12 protein-coding genes are annotated in these 21743 nt (G+C 47.9%); 2 read left to right on the top strand and 10 right to left on the bottom strand.

What is annotated here, in order from left to right; translation table 11 throughout:
* Positions 1 to 130 precede the first annotated feature (130 nt).
* The gene (locus JW881_03030; protein MBN1696467.1) at positions 131 to 1648 is read left to right on the top strand and encodes a LysM peptidoglycan-binding domain-containing protein; all 1518 of its coding nucleotides are present in this window, start codon (positions 131 to 133) and stop codon (positions 1646 to 1648) included.
* Positions 1649 to 1652: 4 nt separating this feature from the next.
* Here JW881_03030 and JW881_03025 read toward each other — a convergent pair whose 3' ends face one another.
* The 7 genes from JW881_03025 to JW881_02995 all read right to left on the bottom strand — a co-directional run bounded on the left by JW881_03025 (position 1653) and on the right by JW881_02995 (position 15492).
* The gene (locus tag JW881_03025) at positions 1653 to 3365 is read right to left on the bottom strand and encodes an ABC-ATPase domain-containing protein (protein ID MBN1696466.1); all 1713 of its coding nucleotides are present in this window, start codon (positions 3363 to 3365) and stop codon (positions 1653 to 1655) included.
* A 13-nt stretch (positions 3366 to 3378) separates the two neighbouring features.
* Positions 3379 to 3597: a hypothetical protein gene (locus JW881_03020; protein ID MBN1696465.1), complete on the bottom strand. Its 219-nt coding sequence runs from the start codon at positions 3595 to 3597 to the stop codon at positions 3379 to 3381.
* Between the two features lie 140 nt (positions 3598 to 3737).
* Entirely contained in the window at positions 3738 to 6353 is a 2616-nt protein-coding gene (locus JW881_03015) for a PAS domain S-box protein (protein ID MBN1696464.1), read from the bottom strand.
* A gap of 215 nt (positions 6354 to 6568) precedes the next feature.
* The gene (locus tag JW881_03010; protein ID MBN1696463.1) at positions 6569 to 7342 is read right to left on the bottom strand and encodes a DUF1573 domain-containing protein; all 774 of its coding nucleotides are present in this window, start codon (positions 7340 to 7342) and stop codon (positions 6569 to 6571) included.
* 89 nt (positions 7343 to 7431) lie between these two features.
* A complete protein-coding gene (locus JW881_03005; GenBank protein MBN1696462.1) occupies positions 7432 to 12555 on the bottom strand; it encodes a hypothetical protein in 5124 nt (1707 codons plus the stop codon).
* A 241-nt stretch (positions 12556 to 12796) separates the two neighbouring features.
* Positions 12797 to 13018 carry a hypothetical protein gene (locus tag JW881_03000; protein MBN1696461.1) on the bottom strand — a complete coding sequence of 74 codons (222 nt, stop codon included), beginning with the start codon at positions 13016 to 13018 and terminating at the stop codon, positions 12797 to 12799.
* A 134-nt stretch (positions 13019 to 13152) separates the two neighbouring features.
* A complete protein-coding gene (locus tag JW881_02995; GenBank protein MBN1696460.1) occupies positions 13153 to 15492 on the bottom strand; it encodes a substrate-binding domain-containing protein in 2340 nt (779 codons plus the stop codon).
* A gap of 356 nt (positions 15493 to 15848) precedes the next feature.
* Between JW881_02995 and JW881_02990 the strand changes: the two genes are divergently transcribed.
* Positions 15849 to 18140 carry a substrate-binding domain-containing protein gene (locus tag JW881_02990; GenBank protein MBN1696459.1) on the top strand — a complete coding sequence of 764 codons (2292 nt, stop codon included), beginning with the start codon at positions 15849 to 15851 and terminating at the stop codon, positions 18138 to 18140.
* 7 nt (positions 18141 to 18147) lie between these two features.
* On the opposite strand, the gene JW881_02985 is transcribed toward JW881_02990, so the two are convergent.
* Genes JW881_02985 through JW881_02975 form a run of 3 tightly spaced genes read right to left on the bottom strand, consistent with a single transcriptional unit; the run spans position 18148 to position 21314 of the window.
* On the bottom strand, positions 18148 to 18630 hold the full coding sequence (locus JW881_02985; GenBank protein MBN1696458.1) for a hypothetical protein: 483 nt from the start codon (positions 18628 to 18630) through the stop codon (positions 18148 to 18150).
* A 6-nt stretch (positions 18631 to 18636) separates the two neighbouring features.
* Positions 18637 to 19044, bottom strand: coding sequence for a hypothetical protein (locus tag JW881_02980; GenBank protein MBN1696457.1), 408 nt, complete (start codon positions 19042 to 19044; stop codon positions 18637 to 18639).
* A 47-nt stretch (positions 19045 to 19091) separates the two neighbouring features.
* Positions 19092 to 21314: a hypothetical protein gene (locus JW881_02975; GenBank protein ID MBN1696456.1), complete on the bottom strand. Its 2223-nt coding sequence runs from the start codon at positions 21312 to 21314 to the stop codon at positions 19092 to 19094.
* Positions 21315 to 21743: the final 429 nt, after the last annotated feature.

Here is a 21743-nt window from a genome sequence, read left to right as displayed (position 1 = left end):
GATAAGAAAAAGATCCAGCCGGCCCGGTCTCAGACCCGTCAAACAGCCGGTCTCCCGTATATCGCGGAAGCGGGTGAATTGGTCATTCTCCTTGGCGAGAAGACGGCGACATAAGGGATTTAAACCGTCGATGTTGAAGTACCCGATTCTGGGCGCGCTTGTTCTTCTCCTTGTTTTCCTCTTTCTTTCGTCGCCCCACATCTTTTCTCTTACATTTTCCGGGAAAACCTTGCTGTTGCCTGAAGAAACGTCCCTCGCAGGGTTCCATGCGGGATATACTGTTTTCGGAATGATTGATGACGAAAGCCGGCCGGCGCTTATCGGTATCGGGATGAGAAACCCGGAGGAGAAGCAGGTCCCCCCGATACATATTCTCCGGGAGGGGGACAGCATTTACAGTATCGCGAAAGAATACGATATTTCCTTTTACGATCTGTTAAAAGCGAACAGAATAAGCGACCCGAAAAGCCTCAGGACGGGTGATACGATTAATATATTTCCCGCAACAGATGTTTCCCCGGCAGCGCACGTCGAAGGAAATCGTCAGGATACCCGCCTGCTGCCTGAGGAGATTTCGGTCAGTGCAAATTCCGGGAGGGGATATGCTCCGTTGGCGGTGAGTTTTTCTCTCGATACGCCGATTCCCGAAGGCGCCGCTTCCTTTATGTGGGTGTTGGGAAACGACCGGTATGCATTCGAAAAGAATCCGACATTCACTTACAGGAAAACCGGAAGGTTCGAAGTTTTCCTTATTCTGACGGATAAAGATCATCATGAAGTCGTTTCGAATACATTAAGCATTGAGGTCATGCCCAAAACCACGAAAAAGGTTCGCATCGAATCGAATACGCCGAGGTTCGTCACGGTCGGTGAAATAAACAACATAATCGATCTGTCGGAAGTATTGGGAAACGATGTTTCCTTTGAAAGCGGTAATGCTACATTAATCCAGGCGCCGAACGTTTTACAGCATATCGGCGAAAACAAATTTCTCACCACCTCGGGCGGGTATTCGCGGGCAATCGTTCAAACGGAAAAGGAAAAACATACCATGTATCTTTTTATCAGCCCTTTTCCCTCGAAACACAGTTACGACCCCCCGTATAACTGGTACAAAACGCAGTTCGCCACCGGTGTGAACGGCAACTGCGGGCCCGCCTGTGTCGCGATGGCGATTCACTGGGCAACCGCGCGCGATATTCCCGTCGAAAAGGTGAGGGCGGAAATCGGTATGCCTTACAGGGACGGCGCCATCAGTTTCGATAACATGATACGTTCGTTCGGAAGACACGGAGTTGAGGTCGACAGGAAAACCATATCAGGAAACGATGATATTTTCAGGATCATCGATCGCGGAAATATTGTCATTATTTTATTCAATACGGGAAAGATAAGCAGGACAAAAGGCGACAGGACGACAAATATCGTCGGAAGATATTACGAAGACCGTGTCGGACACTATGTGATTGTAAAGGGATATACACTCGACAGGAAATACTTTATTGTCTATGACCCGATCCCTTCCGACTGGAAAACCAATTCGGCCCGTTATGCGGACGGAACAAGTATGCTCGGAAAAAATCGTTATTACAGCGCGTCGGAACTCATGAGGTCGATTCGCGATAATGTCCTCGAGGTGATACGGTAGCCGCTTACCGCATTTTCATCCCCCTCAACCGGTTTATGGCGCAGGCTAACTCCAGAATCCTGAATCCGGCGAAATGGCCGGATATTTTTTCACTAATAAAGTCGATACCTTTATCGCTGCGTTCGATTTCAAAAGCATCAAGAATTTCGCGTATCGACTTCTTTCCGTCTATAGAGCGTTGTAAAAATACGATAGCCGCGGCGACGGCTTTTGTTTGTGAAAGTTCCACAAGCTGTTCGACATCGGTAAGGTCGATAATCGTTTTTCCGAAATGTATCCGGTAGACCTCCGTCATATACACGCTTTCTTTCCCGTATTCATTGCGCGGATCCATGCTGCCCGGAAGCGGTATTCTTCTTCCCGATTGCCGCGGAAACCGCCGGTCCTCGACCGAACGGCAGGAAGGAAACTGCCGGGATATCCGGAAGGCCTTTCCTGTCACATCATAAGGGACATATCGTTTCATTTGTATGACCCTGTCGGCGATATCGAAATAATCGCCCGAGCCTCCCAAAGCCAGGACCGTCGAGACACCGTTTTCCGTGAACAACGGCCGGGCTTTGTCGATAAACGCAGTGATCGGCTCGTCCTTTTTATCGACAAGCATCTGCATTTTATGGTCGCGAAGCATGAAGTTCGTCGCGCATGTGTCTTCGTCCATAAGCAATACTTCCGCGCCCGCTTCGACCGCTTCCTGTATCGCCGCTGCCTGTGAGGTACTGCCGCTTGCGTTTTCGGTAGAAAAGGCCCTGGTATCCGAACGTGAGGGAAGGTTGTTTATGAACGGCGAGATATCGACCTTCTCGATATAACGGCCGCTGTATGATCGGATTTTTATCGTGTTTTGATTCGAGACGCAACGCTCCCTCCCGTCGCCGGGGATATGATTATACACACCATGTGATATCGTGTTGAGCAGTGTTGATTTCCCGTGATATCCTCCCCCGACTATCAGGGTAATTCCCTCGGGAATTCCCATACCGGTTATTGTTCCCGCATGGGGCAATGCGATGGATGTCCTGAGACGTGCGGGTGAACGGAAAAAAACCGCCTGTTTTTCTTCCATCGGTTTATCGTCAGTCCCGCTTCTTCTGGGAAGAATCGCCCCGTCCGCGATAAAGGCGACAAGTTTCAAAGATGTAAGCTTTTTCCTCAGGCAGTCGGCATCTTCCGCCGTTCGTATATGTTCTTCAAGCCCGTATGTATCGATATTCCGGGCGAACAGGGATGTTTCGACGATCGCGGGTAGTTTGTCGCACAGCATGACGGCGGTCGCCTGCGATGTAATGTTTCTCCCTTCGGCCGGCAGGCCGATAAAAAAACGTATTTCGAGATATGCCGCGGTCACGACGACGGAGCTTCTTTCGAGTATCGATTGTCCCGGCTTGTCTATTGTCATAATGCCGCTGTATCCCGTTCCCAATCGGGTTCCCGAAATGCGTGAAGACGCATCGTAAAATTTCCGCGCGCAGAAATCACGATACGCCGTGCCGGTAATCACCGAATCGTACACCCCGGAAGGGATGGTTGTATAATCACGCGGAATCCGGAGGCGATAAATACCGGTATGCGGCGGCGCGTAGGGATCTTTCGGGATCCGGTCACAGAAAAGAATGAAGTCCCCATATTCATAAACACCGATGAGCGACTGATACGCTCCATAGTCTTTTCCGTCGATGGCGGAAATTTTCTTTCGTAATGTGTCAATGGTCTGCATTCTCTGTCCCGCTCTACAATGTAAACATATCGGAGTCAGGATGTTCGAAACGCTTTCTGCAGCCCTCGATTTCTTTTTCCAGGATATTCCATATTTTCTTTAGCTGTTCGTTGTTCCATTGATAAATGTTCGAATTCGCGAGTTGTGACAGGCTTCGTATGCTTTTGATAATGTTTTGGACCCTTTTTTCAGCCACACGCTTGAATCGCTGATCTTTTGTTTCATTTTTCATTAACTTCCTCCCATCATTAATATAATAGAAATATTATAAATATATTTAGAGAATATTACAATAATATAATAAAAATAATTTACAGTGGTACATCGCATTATTTTTTACAATCGAAGTTAATGCGGTTTCATTTAAGCAGGTTATCCGAGGTCATTTTCACTATTGACGACGATGCTGATGACATCGAGAAACTCGTTTAAATCGAAGGGTTTTTTTAAATAATACCGGAATCCGTATTCCCTGTAGCGGGAAATCACGGGGTCCGTCGAATATCCGCTGCATACGATCCCTTTCACATCCGGATCGATGCGCAGAAGGTGCTGTATTGTTTCTTTTCCGCCCATCCCCCCCGGTATGGTCAGGTCAAGCAGAACGACGTCGAAGCGATGATGTTCTTCCATTGCTTTTTTGTATGCCTTGACGGTTGCATCTCCGGATTCCGTTATCGTGATGGTACCTTTCATATGCCTGATTACCCTCTCGACGACATTTTGAATGAACCTGTCGTCTTCAAGCAGCAGAACATTGATGTTTTTCAGATCGCCCGGCCGTTCTACGGTGGGTTCGGCGATATTTTTTTGCGTCGTCGCGGGAAGGTAGATGTGGAATGTGGACCCCCTGCCGGGAACACTATGGACATCGATATACCCCTGATGATTTCTGATGATCGTAAAAGCCGTGGCCAGTCCGAGGCCGTGTCCGTCTTCCTTTGTGCTGAAATAAGGATCGAAGATACGGTCCGCGATAAGGGGATCGATACCGTGTCCTTTGTCGGTGATACTGATTTTAACGTAATGGCCGCTTTTCAGGTTGAATGTGTTATGGAAGGACAGCCGGACATTGGCCGCCCGTACGTGTATCTCGCCGCCTGCCGGCATGGATTCCCTTGCATTGAACATGATATTCTGCAAGGCGGTCGATATCTGGCCGCCGTCCATTTCAACAAGCCTGAGGTTGTCGGTGATGCGCAGGTTGACGGTACAATTGCTGTCCCGCACGGGAGTGTAGACCGATTCTTCCAGCAGTGTTCGGATCGAGCCGGTTTTTTTGACGTTCATGCCCCCTTTTGCAAAGGTGAGAAGCTGTAAGGTAAGGTTTTTTGCCTTCATCGCGGCGTTGATTGTTTCGGCCAGTATGGCGTTTATTTCTTTTGTCTCGTTATCGCAAAGACAGCCGGTGACAAAGGAAATATTGGCGATAATGCCGGTAAGCGCATTATTGAAGTCGTGCGCGATACCGCCGGCAAGAATACCGAGGGAATCCAGCCTCGTTGTCTGGATAAGGTTTTCTTCCGCCCTTTTTTGATCCGTAATGTCCCGCACAATCGATATGATTTTTCTGACGGCGGTGCCTTCGGAAACCGGTAATAAACTGTAATCGTAGGACATCATTTTATCTTTCATTTCGATCGAATAACGGTTAGCCGATTGCCGGCCCGTTCTGAATACCTCTTCATATGATCCTTTTGTTTTTTGTAAAAAGTGCGGAAAGATATCTTCGAGGAGACGCCCTTTGAGTTCTTCTCCGATACCCAGGGACCGTGCGTATTTGAGACATGCTTCGTTATAAAGAAGCATGCGGTAATCCGTGCCGATAACAAAAATATAATCGGTCAGCGAATTGATTGTTTTGCGGTATTGGGCTTCCGATGCTTCAAGCGATCGTTCCTTTTCCAGTTTATCCATTCGTTCGAGATCGAGATCCCGGCGTATTCGTTCGTCGTGCCCGATCACCAGGCACCCGATTATTTCCGAGAAACGATCGCGGATATCCGTTATCGACAGCCGGACCGGGATATATTCGTTTGTTTTCGAGACGAAATTCAGATTGACCGATTCCGGTGTATCCGGTTTCCGCCGGCTGATAAAGGAATCCAGACCCATCTTCGTGTTATCGACGACAATGTCGGGTGAACGTTTTTCCACATCGTCGGCCTGGTAGCCGAGTATTTCATTGATTCGCATGTTGGAGGCGATCATCGTGCCGTTTTTATCGTAAAGCAGGAAAAAATCTTCAATATTGTTGATGATATCGGGAAGTGCGATTTGCGGGCTTACCTCGAGAAACCGGTAGCGTGAAATGGCGATCTTGAAGCCGACTGCCAGAAAAAAAGTGGCGAAGTGATTGGTATATGGAAAACCCGATGACTGAAAAAACATCCAGAGCATATATGAGCATGCCGAAAAGAGGGAAGCCGCCAGTGTTGCCGCGGCCAGCAGTCCCGCCTGTCTCTTGATTTTTCCGCTTTTTGCACGGATTCCCCACAGAATAATCATGGAAAATCCGCACAAACATACCGCAGTCATATACGTTATCAAAAGCAGATTCGTGACGGAAAATAAACTGGTTTTGATCTGCCAGCCGGTATCGGTTGCGATGACCGAATCGAGCCATGTGTAGCGAGGGAATAAGGAAAGGATCTGGAGGACGATATAGGGAATATAAAAAACGATCGTGACGGCTGTCAGATATTTTTTTTCGAGATGTGCATGGGTAAAAAAAAGGGTAAAGTGAAGGAACAGCGGTAATGTAAAAAGGGCAATCCAGTTGCTGCTCAGATTGAAAATAAAAAAGGCGATTTCCTTTGTCCCTGCAAAATGATACAATGTCATTCCGAGATTCCAGAGACAATAGAGGGCGATAAGCAATATATAGAGTTTATGAACGGGTGTTTTCTCTTGCCCCACGATCGAATCGTATCCCAGGTAAAGGCATAGCAGAAAAAGTGTATATGAAATAAATGCCAGTATAATCATGATTCCGGAATGTTTTCCCTAACGATTTATTGCTTTAATTTTTACATAAATTATATTATATAATATTCCCGATATATATTCAATATTATTTCGGGTACTTTGCTGTAAAAGTTGTCATTGCTGCACAGCCGTCTTTTTTCACGAACTTGTATGAAAATGGCGGCCGGAGCCTATCTTCCGGCCGCTGTTTTGTTACGGTTGTGTTTAAGGTCGTCTTATAGCGGTTCCATTTCATTAAAAATCAAAAGCATTGTTTTCTGCTCGATCGTTCCTTTGTCCGCTTGCTCGAACTCCACCAGAAAGGCCAATTCGACGGCGATGTAAAAGTAGTCGAAATCCGGAATTTTTGAACAATCGACAGCGGCATTCACTTTGTATGAAGACTTCATTTTCTCCTTTTCATCCTTTGCTTTCTCCTTCTTCTTCTCTTCTTCGACAATAACCATACCGGTGAGAAAATCGACTTTGCTTTTTATATCCTTTATCGCAAAGCGTCTCCCGTCGACACTCGAAATCGTCATCTCTTTGATTATGATCCCTTCTTTTGCTTCATGCTGGAACATCATGGTATTCTCCGGTTCGATCCTGATCAGTTCGGTGACATCCGCCTTGATATAAAGCACATGTGCTTCGTTTACCTTCTCGTTTGTCATGAGTTTGATCATTCTTTCAACCTCTCCTTTGTAATTCTTCGAATGAAAGGTTCCCCTGATGCTTGCCTTTTCACCCGGGTCGATCTTCTCCGGCACATTTTCGATCGCCGTACAATCGCAGAATGTCTGGTATTGGGTGATTTTAAGCGGGCCGTCGCCGTTGTTGGTAAATGAAAAATCAAACGACATTGTGTCGTTCTGTTTCACTTTGCCGAAATCAAAAACAAGACTGTCGAAAACCATAATGGGACCGAGTTTATCGTCCGCAATACACCATGGTGCATATGCCGCAAGACAAATGAATATTATCGTTATTGTTTTTCTAATGTTTTTCATAGTTATTTTCCTTTCCGCATATCAACCGTATGCGTTCGTTTATTACGGAAGCCGGGAGCAAAAGCCCCCGGCTTCCGGTGAAGAGATACTCAGAATAAATCAATACTGAATGTGACGTTCGAACATGTATACACCATGTTGATAACGGGAACGCACACATCGATACATACCTTGTGGCATTTAATAGGGCATAGAAGCACCGGGACACAGACGGTACTGCAACCCAGAAAAGGAACACAGATCTGAGAGCAGCTTGAACCCCAGTAACATTCGGGAAGACAGACATTGGTACACTGGCGCGAGCACGAGATTCCCGCGACGGGAAGGTAAAGACAAACCTGCGCCGTGAAGGTGAGAACACCGTCCGTCCCGACCGAACCGCTCAGATTGCTGCACGCCCCCATAATGCACGACCTGCCGGCAAATGACGCGCGGACCGCATTGTTGGAAATGGAAAGGGTCACCGTTCCGGAAAAACTGCCGACTTCCACGCCGAATGCACCGAGGTAGAACGGCCCGACATTCACGCTTCCGCTTCCGTTCACTTTTCCGTCAGTCGAGGCGGAAAACGAAACACTGAAGGTGAAGCCTGCGAAACTGAGGGCACCCGATCCCGAGATACCGCTGTTTGAGAAGGCGATCTTCGCCCCGGCAATCGAATAACCCAATAGACTGATATTCCCCGTCCCGTTGAACGAAAAGGCGCCGGATGCGTTGACGCTTCCGCTGACCTGGACCATGCTGCCGCCTATATTCACCTTGCCGCTTACGGTGATGCCGCTGTTGTCAAAAGTGAATTGGGCGTTTGCAAGGCTGAATCCCCCTATCGTAATATTACCTGCGCCGGCCAGCTTGAAACTGCCGTTACTGGCGATATCCCCGCTTACCCTGAAGTAGCTGCCGCCGATATTGATGTTGCCCGAGAGTGCGATACCGCTGTTCGAGAAGGCGAGGTGGGCGTCGGCGAGATCGATCCCGGCGAGGTTGATGCGGGCGTCCCCTTCGAGTGAGAAGGTGCCGTTTGCCCGCAGGAGGCCGTTGACGGCAACACGGTTTCCGGCAAGCACCAGTTCGCCGGAAAGGGTGAAGCCCAGCGACGCGAGGTCGTCGAGCGATCCTTCGCTTTTACCGTGAAGGCTTAAGCGGAGTATGTCCAGTATAGTTTGATCGAACTCGAATTCGATCCCGTTCACCGACGCTTTGGCGAATACACCAACGGAACAGTTGAAGAACTCGATCTCCCCGTCGATGAATATGGACTGGCGGGCCTGAGTCAGTTCGATATCCAGTTCCGCATTTTCCCCCTGTTTTCCGTGTATTTTAAGGGGGCCGAAATCGATTTGGTCGATGTGACCCTTCGCGACAAATCCGTTGTCGCTCAGGCGTGCATTGATCGACGCTCTTTTCCCGAAACAGATCATTTCTCCGGAAAAACTGATCCCCCTTTCGAAAATGACCGTACCGATCGATCCGCCCAGCGGCGCGATATAGATATTGAGATCATTGAATTCGATGAAATCGGGAATCTGGTCTGAGGGGATGTTCGAACCGGTGATCGTATTTGTGAAGGCGATCAGATCATGCGGCGAAAGTTTGGTGAGTTTTCCCATGAGAATCTGCTGTGCCGATGTGGAAGAGAGCCGCAGCGCCATCTGCGCCTCGACATCTCCGACGGCCATTCCCCCCATTATTCCGAAAGTCGAAGGGGTCAGTGTGGTAGCGAACTGTGCATAATTGATACCGATTTCAAGGGCGAGTTCAGGTCCGATTCGCAGTCCCTGAATACCGAAGGGATTTTCCCAGTAGCCTTTCATCGTACCCGAACCTTTCGCCTCGAGCAGGCCGAGATCCAGGACGACATCGAAGTGAAGGGGTTCCGTCTGGTTCATCATGGCGACATTCATTCCGAATATCAGACTGAACGACGGAGGCGCGAGGGAAACACGTATCTTGAATGGATCGGTTTCGATAAAATCCCCCAGTGCAAGACGTGTGTCGGGAAGCGCCACCGTAATGTCGATCCCGGTGCCGAAGTAAGCACAGAGTTCGAGGCCGGTCTGTGTGTTTCCAGTCAGTTGAGAAAGAATCGGAATTTCCTCGAGTACCGCCATCAGCTGCAGGCCTTTCCGGACGGTAAATGCGTAGTCGGGATGTTGTGTCGCGCAGTCCCTGAGCGCCACGATAAAGGCGGCCTTTGAGAAACTCAGGCTGTCCATGAATGTCCCTTCGGCAACGGGAAAAACGGACGAAAACCGGAGGTCCTCGCCTTCTATCTTGCCATAAAGAACACAATTCCATACACCCTCGTATTTCTCGAATTTGACCTCGCATGCGAGGTCGATCCCCTGAATCGAGGCAGAGCCCCCGACGGAAAACTCCGCCCGGGTTCCCGAATAGAGATACATGCTTGCGTATGCATCGGAGATATGAACGGGACCGAAATCGAATTCATCCATGGCGCCGGTAAACGAGATCATGGATCCCGAGATAACGGTCGTTCCGCTTCCCGTGTAACCGTGCGCCGTCACGGTACCGCTTAAGGTCAGGCCTTTTTCGAGGTAAACGTCCCCTATCGAGCATGAATCGGTGGCTATCCCGATCAATACATCGTTGAACTGGATGTCAAAATCGGGGATTGTCAGTGACCTTCCGGTCGTCGTATAAAAGAGTTCTCCCAGATCATTAATGGTAAACTCCTCCGCCTTTACAAAAAGGCCAGCGCCTGATGAAGAAAGCTTTCCTCCAAGACCGTACATTTTTGTCCCCGTGGAGAGATAAGCGGCAATTTCGATATTGTTTGTATTTCCAAGATCGAACTGAATCTGGAGACTGTCAAGATAAATCCTTTCGATTCCGAACAATCCGTAAGCACCGTCACAAAATGCATCGGCATGAAGTGTTCCGTTGTCGTAAGAGAGCAGACAATCAAGAACCACAGGTTCCGCAGTTCCCAGGTCGCTAAATTCAATGGAACCGTGAATGGAAGGTTTGATATACCATCCGCGTTTCATATTGATATAATCCAGTTTTTCCATAATGATCAATTGAAGTCCGGCTTCTGTGAGCGTTATTCCCGACGTGACGGGAAGATTGAATTTCATGGCGCTTTCAATGACAATGCTTTTGGGATCGATTTTCCCCGCAAGGATTTGATCGTCCGTTCCCGCATTAATCCTTGCCCGCATGATCAAACCGTCTTGAACATGCATAAAATCACCAAACGCCTCCAGGATGCCCTTATTCATTACGAGAGTTCCCTCGAATACGATAATATTGTCTGTGCCCGATATTCCTTCTTCCCGCTCAATCCCGATCGATACATTGTCGAAAACAAACTGGTCAAGAAATTCACAATCGAAATCCTGAAACAAATCGCTTAACATGAAATTATCGGTTTTGTATTCGAAAACAGGAGGTGAAGTTACTTCACTGCATAAAAATTGATTGAATGCCGGGAGGTGTGAATCCGGAATTCTTGCCGAGGCAGTATATATGTTACCGGATACGGGATTTGAAACGGAAGCGGATGAGAGATTGAGATATCTGGAAATCAGTGATGTCTCGTCAATATGATAATAGTTGTTGTAATTTATATTGGTATATGGCAAATTATCATAAAGATGAGGAAAACCGGCCGGTTTGGCACTTCCGTATGGAAACATGTCTGGAGAATTACCCACAGTATGCTTAACCGTATACACACCTGACGATCGTGATTTTACAGGCATGGTACGAAGCTTTTCAGAGAAACACACATAGTGTTTACGGCGTGCCGTATCGTCCACCATTGATCCTTCGACTGATTGAATATCGTTTCCGAACGTTATAAACCTGTCGCAAAATATTTTTTCCGCAAGTGAAGGTGTCGTTTTAAGAAACGGATCGATATGAACGACATTACTCAATTCGGGATGGCCCTTGACTTCATAGATGTATTCTATATCTTTCACTATCCAGAGGGGATATTCGCCGCCAATGGTTTTTTCAAACGGAATCGCCTTGACGGTCAACGTTACATCAAAACCGTTCAGTGCAAGAATCTTGACGATCTGCTCATGATTAATCATGAGCGTATTCGCCGCTTTTGTACCAATTACCAGGTTTTTTTTATGCTGGGGATTATTATTCAAACCGGCTGCCGGACCCAACGAATGTGCGACAAGATGCAGCCACTCATATCCGAAATTATCACAGGAATTGTTGTTCGTTACCGGTGTCGAGTTCGGAGCGATATGCCGTTCGAGACCCAGCGCGAAAGCGATTTCATTTGCACTGCAATTATTCATGACTTCGTCTTGCGTCAATGGTTTACGGTCTCTGCCCGACCAGTCATGGATTTCGCGGGAAGTCAGGGTTTTGCCCAGTTTATGATCTTGCGGTTTTTTGTGCAGGAAGTTTACCATTTCTTCTTCAACAATGTTGCCGGATGTATTCCTTTTTTTCGTGAAATATTTTTCATGCACTCCGGGAATCTTTTCAATATCAGGCGCGATTTTACTTCCAGGATCAGTCAAGAGGTAACTCGAAAAATGTGGATACGGAAATTGCTTGTCGTCTTTTTTAACAACCACATACGATAAACCGTCCGTTTTTATTTTATCCGTAAGATCTTTTGCGCTCGAATTATAAGAATCGATAAATCCCCGGGCCATCTCGATTTGCGTTTGATCGGAAAACCGGAAAACACGGTCGCAGTTTCGATCGAAGCGATCATTGAACGAGTTCAGGTGTACCGGCTTAAGCCATTCGGTGAAAAGATTGAAGGGTATGAATTTTTGAAGATCCGATTGTGTATAACTTTTCAATCTCACGGTGATTTTTTGAATGGAATCAACATTGATATAGGTATAAATTTCCAATATTTGCGGTTTTGCCCTTATATCGTCAATCTTGATGAACCAGGGGATCTTCTCTTTTATATCCTTGATAGCGCTGAGTATTTCGGCGTTTGAACCTTCCCCGGCCGAATCTCCCCCATTGAAGGCTTTTGATGTCGACCAGCCGTACATTAAGTAAGGGCTTAATGTAAATCTGAAATACTTAATATTGGGTTGGCTGTCATAGGTATACGTATATACCGGATATGCACAGGTATCGTCCTTTCGATCGAGTTTAAATCCGCCTTTTGTATCCAGCCCCCACAGCAATCCCGTAAGGGAAAGCACGATCACGCAGAAAAGTATCGTGATCAAACTTTTTTTACTATGTTTCATTTGTTTTCTCCTTTCGATTAATATTTTTTTAACTGAAACATTTTTCGATATGCCCGGTTTTTTACATACGTTTCCTCCTTATTTATATTCCGAATTTCATTCCGACTATTGAGATAATCGTTTGACTGGTAAAAATCCTTCGGAAAAATGGAGAATTGCTGAAATTTGTAAGTTGTTTTGAAAAGCGGGAAATGTTTTCAGAAGAGAAAAGAAAGAAATGTTTCCACTAAAACGAATAGCATTAAGGACGGATTATTTCGATGCCGATACCGTCCAGTTTTCCTTCGCATTTTTTCTTGAATCTCGAAAGAATATCTTTTTCCTCTCCGTTATCGGACAGGATGATCTTCAGCACCTTTCCTTCCCATTTGTGGGTTTCTATCGGGTAACCGTCCCTTTTCATGTTATTCAATACCCAGTTGGTATATGCAAGGATATAGTCCGGTACGGAAGTTGAATTCATTTCGATAACTCTCCTCTATGAATTACGGATTTCTATAAACCATTGGTTATAAAAAGTGTCATACCTGAGGTTGAAAAAAAATGTCGATAGGCACCGTGCTGTTTTTATATTGAGCAGTTCCGGGCTTCGCGCGTTCAAAACTGAAATCCTTCCTCTCTGAAAAGTCTGACACAAACATCCACAACGGCTTGATCATAGAGCGTCCCTTTGTTGTTGATGATCTCCTCGAGCGCCTCATCGATACTGAACGGCGGACGGTACGGACGGTAGGAGGACATCGCCTCGATAACGTCGGCGACGGCCAGAATACGTGCTTCAGGCAGGATGTCGCCGCCGGTCAGTCCGCGCGGATATCCCGATCCGTCGAGTCTTTCATGATGCTGATGGATGATCTCTGCAATCGGCCAGGGAAACGATATTTCTTCAAGAATTTCAAAACCGATTTGTGCATGAGTTTTCACGATATTATATTCAATCTCCGTGAGTTTTGAGGGTTTACAGAGGATTTCCGCGGGGACGGAAATACGACCGATGTCGTGAATAGATGCCGCCATGAAAATACCTTCCACCGCATCATCCGAATATCCCATTTCAAGGGCGATTGCCGTTGCGAGTTCCGCGACATTTTTAAGGTGTCCTGCGGTATAGGGATCGCGTGATTCGACGGCATGGATGAGGGCATTAATCATACCGTTCATTATTTTCTGTTGTTTATATACAGAGAGAAGCACCCTCAATGAATTATTGAGATGGCTGCATATATCGAAATAAAGATAACCTTCATGCGAAGATACTTCGAAAACGATAAATCCGAACGCGTCCTCGGCGGATCTTAATGGTTGTACCAGTAACGAGAACCGGTCTGCAAGCGGTAAAATATCAGGTGAAATAATGGAATGCGAGTGGATTCCGTTTTTAGTTTTACCGGGCCTTTCCTTTGATATATCGGTAAGCGAATAGATGAGTTTGCACTCGGATGAAGGCACACCCGCTTCGTTATACATAAAAAGAAACGCCCTTTTAATTCCGGCCGTTCGTACCTGTGCATCGATATTTGCGATAAGATCTTTATAGGTGGATATACTTTCCATCTCGAACTTGATAATACTCATATCGTTTGTGAGGGCGGAGAGGTATTGCTTTTGATAATGGTATTCTTGCATGAACCGGTTTTCTATGCAGTAACGGGCCTCAAGCAGAAGATCCTGGGCCCGAAGCAAAAAGTCGGAGAGTGGACAATGGTGGGTCAGAAAATCGTGGAGAAGCCGGAATATCTTCTGGTATAACGAAATATTACCCCTGATGGACTCCTTTTGTATGATATCGGAAAGCAAGGGAAGGAAAGTCCCGCTTTTTTCTTCGATGATATCGGTTTTCATGGCTTCGAGAAGGGATTCGATCACCGACATATATTGATCGATATTGATATCCTGGACAAGCTGTACCACCCGCTTTGTAAACTCATCGATGAGAAGCTCGAAGTATTCCTTTTTCCCTGATAGTTTTCGTTCGATAATGACATGTTCGAGATCTTCGAATTGTGAAGACCGGTACGTAACGTCGGGCGATGAGGGGCAGCAAGATTGCCGTATGATCAGCCGTGAGGGGATAGTTGTGGTTTCCGCGACAATTTCACCTTTTAGCAGTGCGATTATGGTTTCCACCGCTTTTTTCCCCATTTCAAAAGTCGCGTTCTGGACCGTGGTAAGCCTTGGCGTACTGATGTAGGACGCATCGATATTATCGAATCCGCAGACGGCAATATCGTCGGGAATGCGGATATTATTTCGCCCTAATATATCCATGGCGATGAGGGCAAGGGTATCGTTTGCCCCGATAAGGGCGTCGAAACCGTCTTTGTTTTTTTCGATAAAAAGAGAGAGGGCCCGTTTTGCCGAAACGATTCCGGACCAGTTGAGATGTGAAGTGACCAGCACCGGATCGACCTGAATACCGTTGGATACGAGGGCATCCTCATACGCACGAAATCTTTCTTCTTCTTCCGGATGATTTTTAGGCCCGCGAATAAAGGCAATCCGCTGTTTTCCGTGTGTATTGACAAGATGATTGACGATTTCGAACATGCCGTTGTAATTGTCTGCCGAAATACACGGGAAATGTTCACCGTCGACGGGAACGGCAATGGAAATGATCGGCATGGGTTTTAAGCTTTGGATGAGATCGGTGATTCTCTTTTTACTCCCGAAAATACTCAGGATACCGTAGTTGATGATAAGCCCTTCGATATTATGAGGACCGATCAAAGGGTAGATGTCGTTAACGAATTTTTGTTTCTCCTGTCGTATTGTGCTTTCATTGATGGCAAAGGTAATGAGATTTATTTTGAGATCTTCCGCGCCGTGGACGATTCCCTGCCAGAGGGGTGCATTGAATCCGCCGATGACCTTTTCCGTGATAAATCCTATGGTAAAAGGTGAATTATTCCATTTTTTCAAACGATATTTTTTCCGCATGATACCCTTTGATTACCAGTAAAAGTATAGTATAAATGCGGAGGTCTTCGCAACAAATAATAAGGCGTCTCCTTTCAAAACATCGTTTTGGAAGCGGAAGAAACCGAATATCCTCACGGCAAAAGTCCGCGACGATCGGCGGACATACTGTGAGGGCGGATTTTTACTCAATCGGTTTATTTTTTTTCTTTACTCGGGCACACCTTTTTTTTATATTTATAGTAGCATAACTGGATATCCGGAAGGGGAAAACGAATACGGCGAAAGCAGCCCATAAAAACAGGCCGACCATAGGGATTCTCATCGACTGGACGGAAAGCGATTATCATGTCAGTATCCTTACCGGTATTTATGATATGGCTGCGGTGAATGATATCAATCTCATCTGCTATGAGGGCGGCGTCCTCGACAGGGCGAAAGAAGCGGATATGCACGATGCCAGCCGCAATATCATGTTTTCCTTTCCGGATGCGGCGATCGTCGACGGTCTTATTCTTTTTCTGGGAACAATAGCCCATCGTCTTTCTGATGAACGGCTTAAAGCATTTTGTGAGGGCTATACCCCCATCCCGATGGTGAGTGTCGGCCGTTCGATCGACGGAATCCCGAGTGTCCTTGTCGACAACAAGCACGGCATGAAGGAAATCCTCTATCACCTCATTGATGAGCATTCATACAGACGATTCGTTTTCATCAAGGGGACCGAACATGACCGGGATGCTCAAGACCGCCTGACCGTTTTCCGTGACACATTAGCTTCGAGGAATATTCCCGTCGACGAAAGCCTGATTCTGGACGGGGAATACTATACAACGACCGCCGAAAAGGAAGTACGAAAACTCATCGAAGGCGGTAGAACGGAATTCGATGCCATCGTTTCCGCCAGTGACGATATGGCTTTTGGCGCAATAACCGCATTGCGGTCGTTTGAATTCAATGTTCCGGGTAATTATGCCGTAACCGGGTTTGACGATCTGAAAAACAGCAGCGTCATGACACCGCCGCTGACCACGGTACGCCAGCCTTTGCGGGAAGTGGGTATCACGGCGTTGACGGTGCTTTTAGATCGGATAGCCGGTAAAAAAGTACCTTCCGAGACGTTCGTACAGACAAAAGCGGTCATCCGGCAATCCTGCGGGTGCACCTTCGGATACTATATCCCATACAATAAGGAAAAAACCGGTGAACGGACATTAACCTTAACGGCGTTATTTGATAAAAAGAAAACGGCGATAAAGCAAAACATTATCGGCCACCTGCGACGGCTGTACTTTTTCAGGGATGAAGCGGAAATGCGGACAGAGGCGGAAAGACTTGTCAATCAGTTTTCTGAAATGATCGGCTCGGAAAATCCGGCGGCTTTCCTCCTCGCCTGGGATTCATTTCTCAGAAATGTGTTTCGCATGATGGAGACCTTTTACATCATTGAAGCTATTCTGAACGAGCTTTTCAGCGTCATCCTCCACAATGTGACGATGGATGCTTCATCGCAATGGATAAATGAGACGTGGCAGGAAGCGTCCGAGAGAATAGAGAAAAAAACGGCGCAAATCGACAAGCGGATCAATTTCGAACGAGAGCAGTATAACCATGCGCTGAACGATATCCGTGATTCCCTCGTCGTGACCATGGAAGAAGACGAGTTTATTTCCATTCTTTCCCGTAAACTCGCTTTTCTGAAAATCGATGAATTCTATCTTTCGTATTATTACGAAGGCCCGGCGGGTCCAGACGGGATATCGCGGCTTCTCTTCGCTTATAAAGACTCAAAACGGATCGATCTTCATGATGACGAAGTCGTTTTTCCGTCCCGCGGCCTTCTTCCGCAAAAATTTTTTCAACACAAACGGCGATTCGCTTATCTTGTCCATTGCCTCAATTATACGGATCACATTTTCGGTTTTACCCTTTTCCCGTTCAACATACATCAGTGCGGGATCTACAGTAATTTGAGGCGGATTATAAGCAATGCTCTCTACGGAAGCCTTATCTTCCGCCGGTCTCAAATGAACAAAAACAAACTCGAGAAGCAGAAAAAGGAACTACAGCTTCATCTTGAAAAATTCCGCAAGGCCATGGCGGCGTTCATCAATACCCTCGTCAAGGCCATCGAAACAAGGGATCCCTTTACGGCCGGCCACCAGCGACGTGTGGCGGATCTCGCGCGGCGGATCGCGCAGGAAATGAATCTGCCCCCCGATGTGATCGAAACGGTCCGTATGGCCGGCATTATCCACGATCTCGGCAAGATTTATATTCCCGCCGATATTCTCAGTAAACCGGGTAAAATCAAGGACATCGAGTTCGATTTAATCAAAACCCACCCCATGATGGCCTATAATATAATCAAGGCGATCGATTTCCCGTGGCCGATCGCGGAAGTCGTTCTCCAGCACCACGAACGGTTGAACGGAAGCGGCTATCCCAGGGGATTGAAAGACGAGGATATCAATGTCCCCGCGCGTATTATCAGCGTCGCGGACGTGGTCGAGGCAATGGCCTCGCGCAGGCCGTACCGGGAAGCCCTCGGCATTGACAAAGCGCTCGAAGAGGTGTTCAACAACAAGGGGATTCTCTATGACAACGGCGCGGTCGATATCTGTCTGGAATTGTTCATGAAAAAAAATTATACGTTTATCAAGGAATGAACCACTCTCACGTATCCGGTCCGGCGCCAAGTTTCACCGCCGTTTCCTCTCCAAAACGGAGAACGTATTCTCCATAACGTGCTATCGGTACAAGGCGGTCGTAAAAAGAGCGGTATTGCGGTCCGGTGATTCTCTTTTTGTAAAGCAGAAAAAGAAGCATCATGAGTGTATTGAAACAGGGGAGCCGGGCCCGGTCCGCCCGAAGAATGAGTGATTTGTCTTCCGATATAATCGGGGATGTTTCCCCGGCGGCGGCTTTAAGCAGAAGGCTGTCGGTGTCGTGTTCCGGAAAAGAGTGGGTGAAGACCGATACGCCAGGCGGCGTAAAACCCGTTTCTTCTGTGACTTCGGGAATCGTTTTAAGCATTATTGCGGAAACAACCTCCCCCAGACACCCCGTCTTGTCCATGTAGATCAGCGAGGAACTGTCGACAAACGCGGAGGTGAGGCGGGAAAACTGTACCAGTGAAAGATCGGCGTCGAAAAGCACGGGGGTTCAGGAATCCCTTTCGTCATCGGGTGATGCTTCCGTGAGAGAGGGATTCCCGCCGGGATCCCAATAGACTGTGGCGCGGAGGAGCCGCGGCGTATCATCGCCTTCAAGGCTGTATTCGCAGACCAGCCTGATATTGACGCCCTGAACGACCTGGCTTTCCGCCTCCTTTACCGAATGCAGCGAAAGATGCGGGCGGGCTTTTTCCAATGTCTCCTTCAGGAACGCGAAGGTCTTTACCGCTATGGCCGACCCGGTATCGATCGCTTCAAAGGCGCCGGTTTTGTTGTGTGCCGGCTGTGCGAGGTTTTCCGGCTGGCTGATATTCCCTCCACCGACAGCCTGCTTCCGGGAAGAGGTGCACAAGCAGAGGCCGGATATGATAATATACGTAAGGATCGTCAATTTCACGCCGCCCACCCGGCGGCCGCTTCCTGTCCGCCCCGTATATTCAATCATCATGCGCCCGGATTTGACGGATTCCAGGCGGTCCCGTCCTTGAACCCGACGATAGTCTGGGCGTGATTCAGGTCGGTGAATTTTGAAACGGAATCATCCCAAAACACATCATTGTCGTCGAGGTAATAATAAAAGTCATTAGGATTTCTCACCGCTTCCACATGAATCGACGTCCCGACGCAGTACCCGGAGGCGATCAGGTGTTTCAGCATGTTGACGTCCGCGTCGGTATAGATGATGAAATAGCCGCACGGCGCGTATTCCCAGTAATGGTTTCCCACCTCGCGGCCGCGGTAACGCGCGGCTTCCCTGAACGCGGCTTCGGATGGCCATATTGTATAATCGTCAAGCTCGTAGGGCATCTCGAGCCAGCTTGAACACCCCATCCTGATCGCCATGGAGGCGGCATGGAGCATGCTCGATCCGTCGTCGAGACCCTCGTTTATCTGGTGGTAGAGAAAGTCTGGACTAAAGATGTATTGCCGGTGGCCTGCATCCGGCGCTCCCCCGGTCCATGACGCGCCGCTCAAGTCCCAGCTGTGCTCCTTTGCCTCGTTGAAGGTCGTGATATAATAGCCCATGACAAAACACGCGCAGGAGCCCTTATCGCCCTGTTCCCCGACGGGCGGGAAATACTGTGTCGCCGAATGATCGGCCTCCTGATCCACCGCCACCCCCCGCGTGAGTGAGGGGGGCGATACCCCGCGGAGTTTCTTCATGCTTTTCCACTGTGATTCCGTGGGGGGCCGGTAGCCGGTCCCGTGGCCGTCCTGAGTGACGATATTGTACGTGACACCTTCCCGAAAAACCCCGCCTGCTTTCATGTCGCTACGGAGTTCGTCATCCGGTGGGATGCCTTCGGTGATCACGGCCCGAGAGCTCGCCGAGCGGGTTAAAGGAAGGATCTGTTCGGGATCCACCGTCACCATCCCCTTTGTGGCCAGGGTCAGGGTGCCCGTCGAAAGCGGGGCTATGGTGTACGGCAGGGATTCGAGTTCCGCAGTGAAGGACTGGTCGCCGGGGGGGCCGTCGTCGTAATTCGTATACAGTTCCGCGGAAAAATCCCCGACCATGCAATTGTCAATCGTACTGCGGTTTTCAACTGAAAGAAAAAGGTCGAAGTCATTGATCGCCGGGGCGAACTCGGAGATGTCGAGGACGATATCGTTCGCGGGAAACGGTTCGGCGCCGCTGTAAATTTTATCGTCCCCGTCCCGCAGCTGAAGTTCCTTTTCCATATAAGGAGATGAGGGATTGCCGAGTCCGGCAACCACGCGGCACCTGTTTCGCTGGGGGTGGGTAAGGCGGAACACGGCGACAATGGTCGGTTTGTAGACGTGGCTGAAATCGTTATAAAAATAATAGATCATCATCTGCTGTTTTTTCATGACCTCATAGGTAATCCAGTAATGGCCGTCGCCCCCGACATTCTGCCAGCTGGTCGTGGTACCCCATGAATTGACAACCTTGAACGCCCCGCTTCCCGTGTTCGCGTCCGGGTCCTGGACATGGAACTCGGCGGTGCACGCCGGGGGCGTCGTGTTGTTGTCTTCGTTCAGTTCGGCAATGACATTCGTCGCGTCTATGATACAACCGATGTAATACGTACCGTATGGGACGGAGGGCACCGTAAACTCTTCCTGGCCCCCGAAGACTTCACCAACGGGACAGTTATAGGTGTACTTGATGTCGCGTAAAAGGGTGTCCGATGATGTGATCGTTCTGTCCCCGGAAAGATACAACCTGATCCGTTGATTCGAGTCACTGTCCGATCTTGTTCCGATATTATCGAAGTAAAACAATATTTTTTTCTTCTGGCCGGGATACCCGTACGCCTTGTCTTCCCAACTTCCTTCTCCGGCATAGATTTTTTCCCAGGCAAGAAAATCCGCTTTTCCGCCGGTCGCTTTCACTTCACCCAGAAAAAGTGTGTCCGCGGGTTCGTCTATATCCCGGATCCATACCCGGTCCCCTTCGTCAAGATTAATATCGAAGATCGAACCGGGACAGGCCGTCCATGTGGCTTCATCGTCCGTACTGTATTCCGTTCCGGCCCGGGCATAGTAGATTTTATGGTAAGGAATATGGAGATAGGGTGCGTATTCCCCCTCCACTCCCAGTGCGACCGCTCTGCCGTCTTCGGGAGGCGGACACGCTTCGAATATCAATAGCATGGCGGATATGCAGAACCATGCGAGTCTCTTCATTATATTTCTATTCATCAACCAGCTCCTTCATGAGAATATATTCCTTATTGTCCCGAATTTCAATGCATACGGGCCTTTTCTCGCTAATACTATAACGAAAGATAGCACAGTGAAAGAGGAATTGATTATTAATAAAAATGTTTTAAAAACAGCAGATCGGCCGGCACCGGTTTTAAAAGAGTGTTGATCTTTTTACGGTTAACAGGATGTTTAAATGAAAGGTGCCGGCCTTCCACAGATGCCCGACAGCTATTGTTCAAATAATTATCGTTGAATAATAAATTGGTGGTTATATATAAGCCATCTCTTACAAAAAACGCAGAGGCATGGGTTTTTTATCGGTTTCAGAATAAAATTAAAGCAGCGGTCACTTTCTATGCGTTATATAATGTATAAAACTTTTTATTCAAGGAGCCTCATATGACAGCATCTGTTTTGCATGAG

It is taken from the genome of Spirochaetales bacterium (assembly GCA_016930085.1).
GTDB lineage: Bacteria > Spirochaetota > Spirochaetia > SZUA-6 > JAFGRV01 > JAFGHO01.
Note: the sequence above shows the minus strand (reverse complement) of the source record. Positions and strands in the feature narration are given on the sequence as shown.